Origin of the sequence: Halobacteriovorax sp. JY17, from assembly GCF_002753895.1 — a bacterium.
Taxonomy (GTDB): Bacteria; Bdellovibrionota; Bacteriovoracia; order Bacteriovoracales; family Bacteriovoracaceae; genus Halobacteriovorax.
On sequence record NZ_NJER01000001.1, the window covers coordinates 694,967 to 711,193 of the forward strand.

The window sequence follows — 16,227 nt, forward strand, 5'->3', positions numbered from 1 at the left end:
GGGACTTCGGTGAAGTTAAAGAGTGAACACAAAGAACAATTAAAGAGAGTGATTAAGAGGCTTGATTCTTCTTTCTACTTCTATGATTTAGACGGATTAAAAAATCATCTCACTTATATGCGAGAAAATCGTGGTGACTCTCTAAAACTTTGGTACGCTTGCAAAGCAAACCCTATGTCCGCGATTTTAAAAATCTTTAGAAACCTAGACTTCGGTCTAGATGTAGCTTCTCAAGGAGAGCTTGAGCAAGTTTTAAGCGCAGGGATTCTTCCCGATGATATTCTTTCGACAGGACCGAGTAAGTCTAGAAAGTATTTGCGCTCTATGATTAGAAATGAAGTAGATGTCGTCGTACTTGAAAGTTTAAATCAGGCCTATTGGCTCGACGAAATAGCAAAAGAGCTCGGAGCGAGACCTAAGGTTCTCCTGCGCGCCCAGCTCGACTGGGACGAAGGGAAATCTGTTCTAGGTGGCGACGAAATTACTCCCTTCGGACTAGATTCCAAAGAGTGGCTGAAGCTTGATAAGACGAGATGTACCCACTTAGACTTTCAGGGCTTTCACGTTTTTCAGTGGGGTAATATTTTAGATCTCTCTAAGCTTGAAAGTATTTGGACGAAGACAATTATTTCGTTACAAGAGCTTTCTAAGAATTTAGAAATCGAAATGAAGGTTATCGACCTTGGTGGTGGGCTTGGAATTCCTTATGCCGACGGTGAAGTTGAAATTGATTTTAAAGATGTAAATATACTCTTAGAAAAATTAAAAGTTGAATATAATCTACAAACAATTTGGATGGAACTTGGGCGTTTCTGCACTGGCCCCTATGGACACTACCTAAGTCAAGTTATTGATAGAAAAACAGTTCGCGGAAAAGAGCTCCTTGTTTTAGATGGTGGTATTAATCATATCGCAAGACCTGCTCTCACAAATCAAACTTTCCCATGTGAAATGTTTAGAGATAGTGACGCTAAGAAATCTGAATTCACTGTACATGGTCCTCTTTGTACGGCCCTTGATAAGCTTGGAACTTTTGATCTCCCAAGTGATATTAATGAAGGAGATTGGCTAGTTTTCTCTCAGGCAGGAGCCTACGGATTCACTGAGGCAATGCCTTTCTTTCTATGCCACAATTTACCTGCTGAAGTCATTTTATATAATGGCGATTTGATGACTCCAAGAACTATAAAATCCTCATCGGACTGGTTAATCTAATGACAAATAAAATTAATAAGAGAAAAATCACACTCAGTGAACTTCCAAGTGGAGAAGAACTCTCTCTAAAAGTAATCGAAGTCGATGGCCCATTCGAAGGTCCTCACTGTTATATTCAAGCCTCTGTTCACGGAGCTGAACACCAAGGCAATGCAGTTATTTACAAACTCCTAGAATATCTTGAGCACAATCCAATTATTGGAAAAATCACACTTCTTCCAATGGCCAACCCATTGGCCCTAAATACAAAAATTGGAACTTATACTTTCGGTAGATTCAATGCCAACACAGGAGATAATTGGAACAGATTGTATTTTGATTTCACTAAAAGCTCTAAGGAAATTTCTGAATTTGCAGCCAAGCATCTTTCTAGCGAGAATATTGATATCCGCAAGGAATATAAGAAGCTATTAAAAGAACTTATTCTAAATAAGAAGGCCGATCACATTGAATACGGGCCTAAGCATAATGGTCTTTTAAATTTAACTCTCCAAGAGCTAGCAACAGACTCCGACTACGTTCTAGATTTACATACTGGTGGAGTGGCCACAAGATACCTCTATGTCCCAGAGTACCTTGAAGATAGATCTAAGGATTTACACTTCCCTCACCGCTTAATTATTCCGAATGAATTTGGAGGCGCCATGGACGAAGCAACCTTTATGCCATGGGTGAACCTTCAAAGTGAATTTAAAAAGCTAGGAAGAGAATTTGAAATCCCATTTGAATCCTACACTGTCGAGCTAGGCTCAGAAGAAATGATTTCTCTAGAAGAAGCGCAGACGGATCTCTTATATATCTTAAATTATCTCCATCACAGAGGTATTGTAGAGAATCCTCCAAAGGAAGCTCCAAAAAGTAATCAATTAAAGTGCAAACTAAAAGATTATAAAACCTACTACGCTCCTAGAGGCGCTCTCTATGATTACCAGCTCGCCCCTGGTGAAGTATTTAAGAAAGGTGATGTTCTAGCGCTAGGCCTTAACTTTGAAAATCTATACAGAGAAGAACCCGTCAAATTTGACGTATTGGCCCTCGCCGACGGAGTAGTCATTAATCGATATCCAAGTAGCTCAGTCCCAAGTGGAGCCGAACTAATACAAGTAATGGAAAATTTCTATTCCTAATTACAGATTTTGATTTCATACATGACTATTCAATATCACAGTGAAAAGAAAATTCCTTCCCTGAATCTGTGATTGCATAAAGCCCTTCAATGAGAACATTATCCTCATTATCTAGAATAAAACTAATAGGAGATCTCTCTAAATTACTTAAATAGAATGTAACTCCATTGGGAATGGGTTCAATTTTTCTAGATTCATTGAGATTGAAAATATCACGCCCCACAGTTTTGAAAGAATGATAAACATTATCTTCCTGAGTTAGCTCTATTTCGATATCACCATTCTCTGCAAAACAGTAAATACGCTCGATTCCAAAGTCTGTGTAAATTCCTTGCCCTAGAATTGGAAGACAAATAAGAAAACTGATTATCAATACTTTCATAAAACTCCCCCCATCTACCTTATAACTAGGTTAATGGAAGAGAGTTTAGAAAAGAACTTAGAACTATGAATTTTCTTTAATTATTCGCCGGTGTATTCAAAAACTTGAACGATATACATTTGAACTTTCTCTGTGGCCAATAGTTCGCCGTACTTAGGAGTCACGTCAACATAACCCTCAAGATTACTTTCAGGAACTCTTAAGTAACTTCTAAGAACAACTAGAGCTCCAACTTTGAGAGAAGATCTTAGATCTTGCATATAATCTCTCTCTAAATCCCCGCCAAAGTAACTTGGAACATCGCTTAAGCTGATGAAGTCCAGACTACCTTCAGGCACTGACTTTGCAGCTGAAATAAGATCAGAGTTAACATAATTAATGTTAGCTCCAGCACTAATTCCCTCTTTCATTCTATTAAAACATTCTTCCTTTGCCTCAATAGTATTTGAATCTTCATGGTCTAATTTTCCAAAGAAGCAGAGATTCATAAAGAAGCTCTCTCTCGCCAGAGAGTGAGTCAAAAGACTTTCATAGGCATTGAAGTAGTAGTTGAAATGAGTTCCTGGCTGATTCTTCTTAATAAAGTCTCCCTTATATAGAAGAGCATTGAAGACACTCTTATTTCCAAGAATAAAGAGAAGGGTCTTCCACTTTTTCATAGGAAATTGATTATTGTAGTAATGTATTTGATCGGAGAGGTTATGAAATTTAAAGAGCTGGTCAAATTCCTTTCCAAAGAATTTTTGAACAACTTTCGCAAATACCGCAAAAGTTCTCTCCCATTTTCCCATGTAGAGAATTGATTCCCATTGCATTTCCCCAAAGACTTTTAAGAAGTAATCCTTACACTCAAAAGATAAATCTAATTTCTTGAAGATCTCTCTTCTCTTAATTGCGTAGTCATAAGCTGCGTACGGAGGAAAACCCCAAAAAGCTAAGTAGTCGTGAAAACTTAAGCTCTCAATTGTGACCTTTCTAAGTTCAGTAATAAAGAGCTGAGGTCTAGAAACATCGACACAGTAAATATTTTCGGCATCTTTATGAATAAGAGGAACTACTCTAGAACCTGAGCCAGCAATAGAGAGGATATTCTTTGGTTTATTTCTCTTAATGAGTTCATACTCAAGAGTAGTGTCTTCATTACCTAAAGTATAATTTAAATCTGAAAAATACTTCTTAACCATTTCTAAACCTTATTCCTCTTATTAATTGCATGAGATTTACAAAGAGCAAATTCATCATCACTTATAAATCCATTATGGCCCATAATTGCCGAAAGTCTAACTCCATGAGCTTTTGCCATTCGGTCAATTTCTAAAACTTTTTCAAAACTTATATTTCTCCCAAGAGTAAAACTCTCAAGTTTTCCATCCATCGCCAAGAGGGCCGTCTCCGCCAAGCAGGCATAGACAATATTCCCTTCAAGCCCTAAGTCTACATTAGACTTAACGACTCCTGGAAGTTGAACTTCTCCACTGGCTATAACCATCACATCTGGTCTTGAGCTAGCATCGTCTTCACTTATATCAAAAGGTCTTGAGACATCACAAATAACACACCCTGGTTTAACCAGAGAGATATCTAAGATCTTCTTTCCTCTTGCAGATGTTGTAGTGATAATAAGATCACAATCTTCAATTTCTTTATCAGGGTTGGTAGTTACTGAAATATTACAATCAGGAGCAATCGCAGCGATCTCCTCTTTAAGCTCTAATAACTTATACGCTCTAGGAGCAACAAGAACGAGCTCTTTCCACTTCATAGCAAGAACTTTTGCACTGACTGCACCGATGGCCCCAGTGGCGCCAATGACCATGACCCTACCTTGCCATATCTTATCTTTCTTTTCTACCAGACCAATCTTCTCTACCGCAAACTTTGCGGCCCAAAGAGTAGAACAAGCAGAGAGAGAATTCCCCGTAGTTACAGGAATAGGAGATCTTTGCTCTACACTAACTCCCGCATCTCCAACAATTTTTGTAAAAGCCCCAAGCCCAATAATTCCCGCCTGATGCTTACTAGCGTCCTTTGATATATCAACAAGCTTCTTATAAACCTTTTCGGGTTCCTGTTCTAATAGCATTTTAGGGGTGTCTGAAACAGTATAAATAAGTCCCTCCACCTCTTTGCCATTAGACTCAGACTTTATTCCCTTAATACTTCCATAGAAGAAGCCTGGCGTATAAGAAAGCGCCTTTTCAAATATAGGTCCCAACTGCTTCTTAGCAGGTGAGAATTTCTTTAGAAGCGGATGCTTAAAGAGATAGTCTTTACTTAGTGGGTGAATAATAAAAGCAAATTTTTGAATATCATTTTTATCTTCTTTCGCTTGAGTTAATTGATGGTGCTCTACTTTTAATTTTAACTTATCAACCCACCAAAGAATATCATCAGAAGTTAAACTATTTTCTTGGAACGCTTGCATAAGAGCTTCAAGAACAGAGAAGTTTACATATCTCCCCTTAACGACCTTTGGCATACAACTAATACAGTCTCTAACACCGGCCTTGATAAGCTTCTCTTTCATCTGAGAGCCCATAAAGTCTAAGACAAGAGTCTTATCTTTTAAATGTTCAGTATCAATAAGCTGGACTGTCCCCTCATTACCAACAAAGACATCTCCACTAAAAAATTCTTTTAAGCATTTATAAGTTGATTGGTCTTTTAATTTAAAAGAAGCAATCGCCGAGGGCTTAAATTTAATTCTACTCATTACAGGAAAGAGTGTTCTAAGAAATTTTTCAAGCCCTGCATTTGAATGTAAATTATAAGGAAGCCTTAAAAAGAAGTAAGGGTCCGCTAAACATAGCTTGCCCTCTAGCTCTTCAATAACGTCAACTAATACTTTTTGCAGCAACCCCGTATACATACTTATCTTTCTATTTCTTAAAGGATTCTTATGAGTTAAATAATACTGCCTAAACCCCCATGGAATATAAGTATCTTTAAGAAGTTGCCCATCAACAAGAGGAGTAACTTTAGTAAGAGATTTTATTTTTTGAGAACCAGGGTGCTCTATTATTCCATTCTTAGTCTTTATTCTTGGAGGAACCCCACTAATACAAATGACATCACAGATTCCGTCGTATTTCTTAATCAAAGTTCTCGCAAGATCGTAGTCAAAGCCTACTGCGTATTGAGTCAGTCTAACCTTCTCACCATTAAACTCTACGACTTCATCGTAGTTCTTATTTTCTTGTGCAAAGGCAATGGAGATGACTTGTTTCACTTACTCACTCCAAATCTCTTCTTTGCTTTCTTTAAAATAATATCTTTGTAGTTATCAAATCCTCTCTGTTCATTAAGCCCTAAGTGCTTTAATGAATTTGTCACAGAGTATTCTACAGGAGTGATCATATAGTGAATAATTTCTTTTGGAAGACCTAGTATTTTAAATGTCTTCTCAATGAGAGGGTGGTTATCCATTAATTTTATATTCGCATCAATGGAAAACTCTTTTAAACTATCATTTACAAGATCTAGAACATTGGGGCACATATGCTCTACTAAGTGAAAGGTCATAAGTTTTTCTTTTCTATCCAACAATAGTCCATTCTTAATAAGTCTTGCGGCATTATCCACACTTATTATAGGTAAGGTTGCATGAGGATTAATAGGCATTGGAAGAAAAGGTAATTTAGAGATAAGAGGTGAAAGCATTTTTACATTAGAGAGTGTTTTCCAAAAATAGTATGGACCATCAACTTTTTCAAAATCTCCAGTCTTCGAATTTCCAATAATTATTCCAGGTCTATAAATGCGAACTTTCGCCTCACTTTTCCAGCTTCTAATCAGCCGCTCAGCTTCCCATTTTGTTTTAGAATACTCGTTAGTGATCTCTTCCCTATGATCGAAATCATCTTCTAAGAATTCGCCCGAACTTTCTCCACTAATTGCAACTGTACTAATGTAGTGAAGTGATTTCAAATTTGGACAGAGGCTCGCAAAGAAGAGCAGGTTCATTGTTCCTTCAATATTTTGAATGAAACAATCTTTATAACTCCCTTCTAAATCGTAATAAGCACCCATATGAAGAATAGAATCGACTTCCCCTAGAAGCTCGTTGTATTCTCCTTCAATTAAATCAGGATTAGTTAAGTCACCAACGACAAATTTTACATTAGAGAAATCTGCGTACTTCTGTTTGGCCCTAAGTAGAGATTTCTTTCTAACTAAAAGATAAAGAGATTCGCACTCTCCAGCAATAATAGGGATTAGCTCACTACCTAGAAAACCAGTAGCTCCAGTTATGAAGAGCTTCACGATAAATTGACCTCGTTACAAAGACTTACGAGAGACTTTTCGTCATCTTCTGTATAAACCTTTAGTGAACGAGGGCAAAGCTGAATATCCCATTTTTGGGAGTTTCCGTTAGAATTTTGAAAAATTTCTCCGTCCCCAAAGAAAGGGACTATTCTAGTCGGGTCCATATTTTCAATTGTGATAGCATCTGTTTCAAATGAAATAATATCAGGATCGGCGAATGGATACTCTCCTATCGCCATTTTATAACAACACTGAACAAAGGATTTATGAGTCTTGTGTTTTAGAATTGTTACGTTAAATTTTCCATCATCGTGTCTAGTATTTGGAGCAATATTAAATGTTCCTGCAAGATGTGGTTGATTGTTAATCATGAGAATAGGAGTTTCAACAATTCCAGAAAACTGCTCAGATGTCACCTTGAACTTATACGTAGGCAGTCTCATCGATGTTAATTCACTTAAAATAAAGAATGAGTAAATAGACTTTCCACCAAGCTTCATTAATTTCTTAAATGAAGGATGAGCTCTTCTTATTTCATTAATTCTCTCTGCAACTTTAGAACCCATTCCAAGACCACCATTTGTGGCCATGAAATTATTATTTATTTTAATGAGGTCAATATACTTATATTCATTATTTCTTATGAAATGAGTAACTTTCTTTACTGATTGCTTATGCCCAAGCTCACAGGCCAAATCATTCGCCGTCCCACCAGGCATAACAAGAAGACCAACTTCTTTTCCGGCCAAACTTTGAATTAAAGTGTTCACAGTCCCGTCTCCACCAACAGAAACGATAGCATCGCACTCATCATCAATATCACTTTGAAGATTAGACTTTAATTCATCAAGATCTCTAGGAGTTCTATAGGTAATAGTGCTCCTAAAGAGCGACTTATCAATTTGCTCTTTCCAATAGCCAAATTGCGTGTGACTCGCCCTCTGGTTTAGATAAACACTAATATTTTGCATACTGCATCCTTTAATTACTCTAGTTCCATCTAGTATAGGCTTTTTCAGTATTGTAGAGGCCTTACAGTGAAGAAATTTCATAGTATGTTAGTTCTTTATACACTGCTAAACACTTAGAAATACTGGAGATTTCATGGAGAAAGAATTTTGGGAAAGAGCATGGGAAGAGAGAAATATAGGCTTTCACATGACAGAGACCAATGTCTTCTTGAAGTGGGCCTTAGATAATCAAGTTATTCAAAAGAGAAAAACGGCCCTAGTCACTCTTTGTGGAAAGTCACTAGACTTGATATTTCTAAGAGATTTAGGATTCCATGTTTACGGTATTGAGATTGCTGAAGCTGCCGTCCTTGAATTCTTTAGCGAAAATAATCTAGAGTATGAAGTCAAACAATCAGAGAGTTTTAAAATATTTGAAACAAGAGGTATCACTATTTTCTGCGGAGACCTCTTCGCTCTTTCAAAGGATCTACTTCCAAAAATTGACTTCATTTATGATAGAGCATCTAATGTTGCCCTTCCTCCAGAGATGCGCCCTGACTACTACGCTAAAGTCAAAGAACTAAGTTCAAAAGGAACAGAAATGCTTCTACTCACTGCTCATTCACAGGAGAAAGATATCTTCGGTCCTCCTTTTAGTATTCCAAAAGAAGAGATAGATGCTGCTTATAAAGAATACACTCAGGAATTTAAAATACTTCAAGAAGAGAAGAAGAAAGTCACAAGTAAGCGCTTAAAAGAATACGGTATTAAACATAGAGTGATGGTCGCCCATTACTTGAAGTTCTAGAATTTAATATTTGCCGGTTTTAACATGCTATCAATATTAGAACTGGAGCCGGCGATGTAGTAATGACATGAGTAGTTATGCTTTAAGTGGCTCAAAGTATCGCAAATACTCCGTCTTGATATTTACTTCTTTAGTATAACGAGGCCCACAGAGTTAATAGTTCTGCCATTATTTTTCTTTAATACATCTAATTCATTCATAGTTTTAAAAATATTCCACCTTAGTTTTCTAAAGAATGATCAACTTTGTCCAGACTAACTTTATTAGCTTGCAAGGAAGCCAGCCACTCTGTACCAAATTTAAAATGGTTTTTCATTACAGGATTAGATGAAGTCGGATTGGAAAGTGTCCAAATTCCCTTTCCAGATTCAGGCATACCTACAAAACTCTCTGCTGAACAAAAAATTCCTGAAATCAGTGGATAACTACCATCAACAAATGAAGTTAGTGAAACATCAGCACCATTAACTTTAATGAGTTTTTCACGCGCATCATAAACAGGCTTACTTTCACCACTTTCTCCTGATCCTAAGTTAATAGGAACCTGGATCTTTAAATCATCAAATCCTAAAAACGCCTTAGCTATTATGGGAATATCAGTCTCACTATAGATTTCATCTGCCAAGTCAATTTTACTTAAGTTAACTGCAATAATATTAGTATCACCTTCTTTAACTAGACCATTCTCTAAATACTGTTCAAATTTTTTGTTCTTCTCCCAAATAGCATGAGTAAGCCTCAGGATTAATTTTATATCAGAATAACTAAAAGCAGACTTTCGAGGGTAAACTGGACAAGCATCATCTCCTTCTCCTGAATTTGGTGTTATTGCCTCAATATTAAAAGTTTTCTCATTAAAGCTAATTTTAAAGTCTGGGCCAGCTCCCTTCCGAATTACAATCTTATGCTTATTAGTAAGAAAAACATTGCCAAGATACATTTCCCACCAGCGTGCAATTAAATCATGTGAGAACTCTTCTTTAAAATGCTGATCAGGACAAAAAGGCTGGTAACTTTTCCAAAGTGAATTTAAATATTCTCGTATATCTTCTTTGTATTTTGAAACTTTAACATGATTATAAATACGGTCTTTTGAATCAGGTAATTTAAACAAGCTCATTTATTTCCTCTTTTTTAAACAACAAATTATGAATGATCATGCCGCCCAATCTGTAATAATCTCTTTCTCAGATAGCTTCAATGCGTCCGCAATTTTATAAAGGGTTGTTCTCCTAGGCATGGATGCAGAACTAAAAAACCGACTTAAAGATGGTTGAGGAATTCCAGTTTGTTTCGAAAGCTTTGTCACTCCACCCCATTGATCAACAAGGCTTTTCAAGTGAGCTTTAAAAGCTAATACATCTTTAGCAATTGCTTCAAGGTGACTATAATCAATATAAGGCTTTTTAGTTGGCTTCTTTGGTTGTTCACTATACTCATCAATCTCAGCTTGAATATTAGCTACGATTTGTTCTTTGAAGTCTGGATCTTCTTCAGTTGTCCACAGCTCAAATAAGTCAAAGACACCTTCATAGTAGGCACCAATTTCAACAGCGTCAGCAATAAACTTATCTGGTAAGCCACTTGTTTTCATCTCTGAAGCAATTTTATAAAGCGTCACTTTTTGTGCATCTGATGTTTGAAATAAACTCATAATCTCCCCCTATAAATATAGGCCCCATCTAATATTTTTTTAATCTTCGTTTTTAATCCTGCCATTTCAAGCTTCTCTGATTTGTCATCTTTAACATAACTAGTGCATAGAAATGCTCTTTCTTCTTTTACGTCTTCAATCTCAGTCTCAACGATAACAACACATAGTCTTAGTTGAACATTTCCATTCCCAAAGTTATGCCATTTCATTTTATGACCGTACTTAGTCATTTTTCCTGCAAACTTTGCTGGCCCCCAAAATTTGCTATTACTAAATTTTGGATCGTTGGGATAAACTTTCAAAAGCTCAGCATCTGGCCTAAGTATTATTTGATAATCATTATCACTAAAGACCGCTTTGCCCTTAAGTTTGATATATGACTGTAATCCCCATTCTGTAATAATAACTTCCAAACTACTTTCCTTATCGGTATAATAACATAACATTTAATAACTTGTCATAACTTAATATAATATTAAGCTAAAAATATAATGTAATTTCGACTAGTTAACAGATACAATCAAACGCAAATACAGATTGAAGATTTTGAGGATAAACTCCATACTCCGCCATTCAAGATAAATTATAATGTTCTCGAAATTATTAACGTCTGTATTTGCAACTCATGACAAATCCTCCACGTTAAGCAATGAAGCGATCTCACGCATTTTATCTGAGCTGTTAATTTTACTGGCCCAATTTATACTTCCGTCTTAATTTTTCCTATGAAACTACCAATGACTGCACATAAGAACACACTCAAATCCTGACAAAAACCATAGGATAAACGAGTATGAAGCATAATCTTCAACATCTAGACAGAAATACTACGTCATTTTAAAATATAAGTACTTATCATTACTATAGGAGGCGAAGTGGATTTATCACTCGTTCAAAATTTCTTCAATTTCATGTCTAATAATATCTTTGCTATTATCTATGTATTTGCAGCAGTCGAGATCTATTTAATCATCGCCATTTACTATATGATGAAAAAACATGAAATGGTCTTGGCCGACGTGAGCACTAATCTTATAAAAGGTTTTAAAGATGCTCCTGACTATGACTCTACTCAAAATATTCATGAGAAAATTCAAACGACACTAGACTTTATAAATCAAAAAATAACTACCGATCAGAACTTAAAGACGGAATTCTCAAAGAATGCTAATACAATTAGCCAACGTCCTTTCTATAGTCGTCACTATAAAATAGAAATTTTTGCGAGTGTAATATCAACGCTAGTACAAGTATTTCCGCTACTAGGTATTCTAGGAACTATTTTGGCCATCGCCCAAACTGCCATGGGAAAAGGCGCCATTGATGTGAGCTCACTCTCAAGTGCTTTCGTTCTAGCAATGGACACAACAATTCTTGGAATCACTTTCTCTATCATCTTCATGGTCATTGAAAGTACGTTTGGGCCAAAGATTGAAAGAATCATTACAGAGAGCTTAAACTTCAAGCAGATCGTCACTAAAATTAATATGACAGAATAAGGTTACTTAAAGTGCAACAACAAAGAACATATAGAAGACCTAAGAAATCAACGGTTCAGTTAACATCACTGCTCGATCTACTCTTTGTTATGATCTTTGTTTCCTTATTACAGCAAAAGCCTATAGCTGAAGCTCCAAAGGCCAAAGCTCCCGCCAAACAAGAAATTGCAAAGACAAAGACACCAATTCTTAAAACTATCCCACTTGAAGCTCAGTTCTACTTCTATGGAACAAATTCATCTCCAAATATTCCTCAGGGAAAATATCTCATGCAAGGAAGCTACGATCAAAAGACTGGCAAGCTAAGACTTGGAGGAGTTGGATGGTTAGATCGTCCTAAGAACTATGAAATGATCCCTCTCTCTGGAGTCATAGGAACTAGCAAGAAGAGTTTTAGAGGAAGAATTGAATTTCAAACCTGTAAAGAATTTACTCTTCAGCGTATATCTAATGAAGGTAGCACAGAAATTAGTGGTCAATGGAAAGGAAGCTATATATGCGCCCAAGGTGCAACAGGCCTGACTTTAACCATCCTATAATAAATCGATACACTTAATCATTATTAAGCTTTAGAGTATACTTAACTGCTACCCTAGCAAGTACATATATCAATTAAAAGATCTTCTCAGAAATAGTTTCGAGCACTTATAACCAACAATCCTCTCTCAAAACTTGTATTATTTTCACGGTTATCATTTTCATCGAATGCAAAATTCTAAGATGTGCTAGAAAAATGTCTATGAAAAAAATTATATTAATTCTATCTTTTCTTTTGATAAGTTCAGGCTTCGCTGACGTGTGGAAAACTGAGAATGAGTGGTCTTCAGAATATGAACAGAGCTATCAAAACTGGATAGCTAATGATAACTTTCACAGAAGGATTTTTTCCGATCCACAAAGTCCTTACTACGGCGTTCCTACTGATTGTGCAGATATCATCTATGCTGCAAGAATTATTTTCTCCTATGAAAATAAACTCCCCTTCAAAGTAAAGAACCCTGTAAGAAAAGGCTTGTTTTCTGCTAGATACATTTCCAATAGCGGAAATTATTTCAATTCCCTTAAAAATGAAATTGATCGTGTAAAAGCATTTATCAGTAAGCTAGCAGTTCACTCTGGAACAACTATACTAGCTCAGAATGATACATACCCAATTGCAATCTCTGAAATAAGAAGTGGTGATATATACGTAACTAAAAATAATGGAATAAGACATGCTTATTTAATAAAAAAGATTAGTAACTCAGGAATATTTGATCTCTATTACTCAACAGTTCCAAGAGTAGTAAGAGAAATAAAATTTCATAGAGGAGTTCCTCTCTTTAGCTTTTCCTCCTCTCCATGGGGGTTTAGAAGATTCAAGCAACCTTCTGAAGTAAATTTAGACTTAAACGAACTAGATAGCTATTCGACAGAGCAATACCAATTATTAAAAGAAGTAGGCGAAGAAAGTATTCTCAATTACATATCAAATCGTCTCAGAACAGAAGATGAATCAATAGAAGGACGCCTAGACAGAGTCATAAATAACATATGTAGATCTATAGATGATAGAATTGATGCTATTAAAAAGGCCCAAGTATATGTAAACAGCCAAATCAATAATAGATGTGTGAATAAATCAGAATATGATAACTACTCTACTCCAGGCTTAGATAAGAGAATAATTAAACAAATAATTACTCTTAAAAACTTTTATTCAAAAATCAAACAAGTTAACTATCAATTAAAAATTGATTCTAGTAAATATAACGCTCTTGAAGATCTACTCCAAGGATCTGAAAGTAATTCCCTTCTATGTGAGAACCAAATAGCACCACTATCAGTTCAAAACTTCTTATATAGATATGAACAGAATCAAATCTCATCCCATCCTAACGACTCTCTAGAGGCAAGATGGGGTTTAGACTCAAATAGAACAAACTGTAAGAAATATTATTAATCATTAAGGAGAATTAAATGCATTTTTTAAAAGTCTTAATCGTCGCTTGTTCGCTATTTAGCTATGAAGCCATGGCGAAAAACAATGGCCAATCTGGCAATCCAAATGGTGGAGGTCAAGGAAGTGGAACTCAAACAGAGAACCCTGCTTCAGGAACTCAAGGTCAGCATAACAATCCAAACACAAACGGAAACCACAACACTGGAAACAACGGAAATGGAGTTGGGAACAACTGTACAGGTAACCAAGGTAATGTTTCCCAAGTAGGATGTGCCGCAGGCGGAACCAACGGTTCCAACGGAAATAATGGTTCTAACGGAAATAACGGTTCCAACGGAAATAATGGTTCCAACGGAAACAACGGTTCTAACGGAAACAACGGTTCCAACGGAAATAATGGTTCTAACGGAAACAACGGTTCCAACGGAAATAATGGTTCTAACGGAAACAATGGTTCTAACGGAGATAATGGATCTAACGGAGATAATGGATCTAACGGAGATAATGGATCTAACGGAGACAATGGATCTAACGGATACAATGGTTCTAACGGAGATAATGGATCTAACGGAGACAATGGTTCTAACGGAGATAATGGATCTAACGGAGACAATGGTTCTAACGGAGATAATGGCGACAACGGAGACAATGGCGACAACGGAGACAATGGCGACAACGGAGACAATGGAGACAACGGAGACAACGGAGACGATGGCGACAACGGAGATAATGGAGACAACGGAGACGATGGCGACAACGGAGATAACGCTGTACAAGAGGAACCTAAGCAGGAAGAAAATAAGCTCAAGGTAAAACTTAAGCCACTAGTCATCTTTGATATTGATGGAATAACCAGAACTATAAATCTTACTGCTCAAGCTGGAATGAAAAGCAAAAATGCTCTTGCTTTTGAAGATTACAGAAGTGGATTCCAAGTACAAAAGTATAAGACAATCCTAGGAGGGCTTGGAGCACAAGTACAATTCTTCTTCGATAATGCTACAGACATAAGACAAATCTTAGGAGGAGTACTGGGATTAGCACCACTAAAATCTTCTTCTGCTTTATTTAACTACTCAGTAAGAGATCAGAAAGAGCTGAATGTTATAAAAAGAAGTATCCCAAAAACAACTCAATCTCTAAAAGAGTGGAGAATTGGAGATAATGTATACTTCGAACAAACAGGTGGAATGCTCTATACTGCAGGCCTTGGATTATCCGTAGTTGGATCTGGTATAACCAAAGTCGACCAAGGTACATGGCGAGTTTATGTAGAAAAAATTGATGATGAAAAAGTACTCGTTTCCTACAGTAGATCTAAACTTAAATCTACGTCAGCATATGTCGGAGTTATGGCTATGTCGACTTCCCTAAGCAGCCTATCTGACAAAGGAGAGGGTTTTACATACGAGCTAGACATAAGTGACTTTAAGGCAGCAAAAGCTTACGAGGACTTACTACAAGGTAATGTTACACCGACTCAAGAAATGGCTGAAGATTTCTTAAACCCATTTGTCGAAGAAGTTGATTCATTTAACTACATGACAAAAGGAAAAGTTAAGTCTTTTGTACTTGGTATTCCATTTATAAATGTAGCGAACAGTGAAGGTAAGTTATACAACTATTCAAATATTGATAGTTCCAAGTATGGTTACAAGACGAAGTCTGAGTACGGAGTATACTTTGAAAGCATGAATGGTAGATTAATTACAAGACATACAAATATGTCTAAGGTATTCAAATCAGGTGTCGCAATCACAACAGACAAGAACACAGAATCTACATTCGTTGACAATGCTTCAAATCTTGAATGGTTTTACGAGAAAGATCATGCAAAATCACATGATCTTGAGAAAGCTCTTAGAAAACTAAACGAGGACACTGGTGTTGCTGCAGAAATTTCTGTTCCGGCCAATAAAGACCTTGCATATGTTTCAGTGAAACTTACGATAAAAGCAGACCAAAACTTTGCCAAGGCAATGGCAAAGTTTAGTTCATCTAAAACACTGCAAGATTCGATTGTAGACACAAATAAGAATATCGATAGATATCTAAGCAATGGTGATCAAGACAATCTTTGTGGAAAGCTAGGGACAAAAAGTTGTTCCAAGAAATTAAAGTCAGAAACTGCAGATGCGATTAAATTAATTGCAAAAAAGGCAAAATCTTTCAATAATATTAACGATAAGGACTTTGTAAATAATACTGCAAAGCTTGGAAAGCTTATCTGGAAGAACAAATTTATCTTCGGTGCTGTAGTTAAGAAGATGAAGAACTGTGGTAGTCAAATTGACCTTCAAGTGGCAGGAGAGAAAATTTCAAATTACCAAGTTCAAAGTGTAACAACACTCAATCAAGATTCATGTTTTTAGATTTTTAAA

The 16,227-nt window shown here is 36.3% G+C and carries 15 protein-coding genes; 7 read left to right on the forward strand and 8 right to left on the reverse strand.

Features of this window, described 5'->3' with window-relative positions:
* The first annotated feature begins 9 nt into the window (after window positions 1-9).
* Together CES88_RS03140 and CES88_RS03145 are read left to right on the forward strand one after the other, a co-directional pair.
* Window positions 10-1,215, forward strand: coding sequence for a PLP-dependent decarboxylase (locus tag CES88_RS03140; protein WP_290730821.1), 1,206 nt, complete (start codon window positions 10-12; stop codon window positions 1,213-1,215).
* Window positions 1,215-2,342, forward strand: coding sequence for a succinylglutamate desuccinylase/aspartoacylase family protein (locus CES88_RS03145; protein ID WP_290730824.1), 1,128 nt, complete (start codon window positions 1,215-1,217; stop codon window positions 2,340-2,342). Before CES88_RS03140 ends, CES88_RS03145 begins: the two co-directional genes overlap by 1 nt.
* A gap of 25 nt (window positions 2,343-2,367) precedes the next feature.
* Here CES88_RS03145 and CES88_RS03150 read toward each other — a convergent pair whose 3' ends face one another.
* The 5 genes from CES88_RS03150 to CES88_RS03170 form a co-directional block, all read right to left on the reverse strand.
* Window positions 2,368-2,724: a hypothetical protein gene (locus CES88_RS03150; RefSeq protein ID WP_290730826.1), complete on the reverse strand. Its 357-nt coding sequence runs from the start codon at window positions 2,722-2,724 to the stop codon at window positions 2,368-2,370.
* An 80-nt stretch (window positions 2,725-2,804) separates the two neighbouring features.
* Entirely contained in the window at window positions 2,805-3,908 is a 1,104-nt protein-coding gene (locus tag CES88_RS03155) for a DUF3419 family protein (protein ID WP_290730829.1), read from the reverse strand.
* 2 nt (window positions 3,909-3,910) lie between these two features.
* Window positions 3,911-5,953, reverse strand: coding sequence for a hypothetical protein (locus CES88_RS03160; protein WP_290730832.1), 2,043 nt, complete (start codon window positions 5,951-5,953; stop codon window positions 3,911-3,913).
* Window positions 5,950-6,987: an SDR family oxidoreductase gene (locus CES88_RS03165; RefSeq protein ID WP_290730835.1), complete on the reverse strand. Its 1,038-nt coding sequence runs from the start codon at window positions 6,985-6,987 to the stop codon at window positions 5,950-5,952. The genes CES88_RS03160 and CES88_RS03165 overlap by 4 nt, the downstream gene beginning before the upstream one ends.
* Complete coding sequence (locus CES88_RS03170; protein ID WP_290730838.1) at window positions 6,984-7,961, reverse strand: diacylglycerol kinase family protein; 978 nt, start codon at window positions 7,959-7,961, stop codon at window positions 6,984-6,986. Before CES88_RS03170 ends, CES88_RS03165 begins: the two co-directional genes overlap by 4 nt.
* A gap of 133 nt (window positions 7,962-8,094) precedes the next feature.
* Between CES88_RS03170 and CES88_RS03175 the strand changes: the two genes are divergently transcribed.
* Window positions 8,095-8,751 (forward strand): hypothetical protein, encoded by a 657-nt coding sequence (locus tag CES88_RS03175; RefSeq protein WP_290730841.1) that lies wholly within the window; start codon window positions 8,095-8,097, stop codon window positions 8,749-8,751.
* Window positions 8,752-8,971: 220 nt separating this feature from the next.
* Here CES88_RS03175 and CES88_RS03180 read toward each other — a convergent pair whose 3' ends face one another.
* Genes CES88_RS03180 through CES88_RS03190 form a run of 3 tightly spaced genes read right to left on the reverse strand, consistent with a single transcriptional unit; the run spans window position 8,972 to window position 10,818 of the window.
* Complete coding sequence (locus CES88_RS03180; protein ID WP_290730844.1) at window positions 8,972-9,871, reverse strand: hypothetical protein; 900 nt, start codon at window positions 9,869-9,871, stop codon at window positions 8,972-8,974.
* Between the two features lie 36 nt (window positions 9,872-9,907).
* Window positions 9,908-10,405, reverse strand: coding sequence for a helix-turn-helix transcriptional regulator (locus CES88_RS03185; protein WP_290730847.1), 498 nt, complete (start codon window positions 10,403-10,405; stop codon window positions 9,908-9,910).
* On the reverse strand, window positions 10,402-10,818 hold the full coding sequence (locus tag CES88_RS03190) for a hypothetical protein (RefSeq protein WP_290730850.1): 417 nt from the start codon (window positions 10,816-10,818) through the stop codon (window positions 10,402-10,404). The genes CES88_RS03185 and CES88_RS03190 overlap by 4 nt, the downstream gene beginning before the upstream one ends.
* 462 nt (window positions 10,819-11,280) lie before the next feature.
* On the opposite strand from CES88_RS03190, the gene CES88_RS03195 reads away from it, so the two are divergent.
* The 4 genes from CES88_RS03195 to CES88_RS03210 all read left to right on the forward strand — a co-directional run bounded on the left by CES88_RS03195 (window position 11,281) and on the right by CES88_RS03210 (window position 16,218).
* Complete coding sequence (locus CES88_RS03195) at window positions 11,281-11,904, forward strand: MotA/TolQ/ExbB proton channel family protein (protein WP_290730853.1); 624 nt, start codon at window positions 11,281-11,283, stop codon at window positions 11,902-11,904.
* Between the two features lie 11 nt (window positions 11,905-11,915).
* The gene (locus CES88_RS03200) at window positions 11,916-12,443 is read left to right on the forward strand and encodes a hypothetical protein (protein ID WP_290730856.1); all 528 of its coding nucleotides are present in this window, start codon (window positions 11,916-11,918) and stop codon (window positions 12,441-12,443) included.
* A 200-nt stretch (window positions 12,444-12,643) separates the two neighbouring features.
* A complete protein-coding gene (locus CES88_RS03205) occupies window positions 12,644-13,846 on the forward strand; it encodes a hypothetical protein (RefSeq protein WP_290730859.1) in 1,203 nt (400 codons plus the stop codon).
* A gap of 17 nt (window positions 13,847-13,863) precedes the next feature.
* A complete protein-coding gene (locus CES88_RS03210; RefSeq protein ID WP_290730861.1) occupies window positions 13,864-16,218 on the forward strand; it encodes a hypothetical protein in 2,355 nt (784 codons plus the stop codon).
* Window positions 16,219-16,227: the final 9 nt, after the last annotated feature.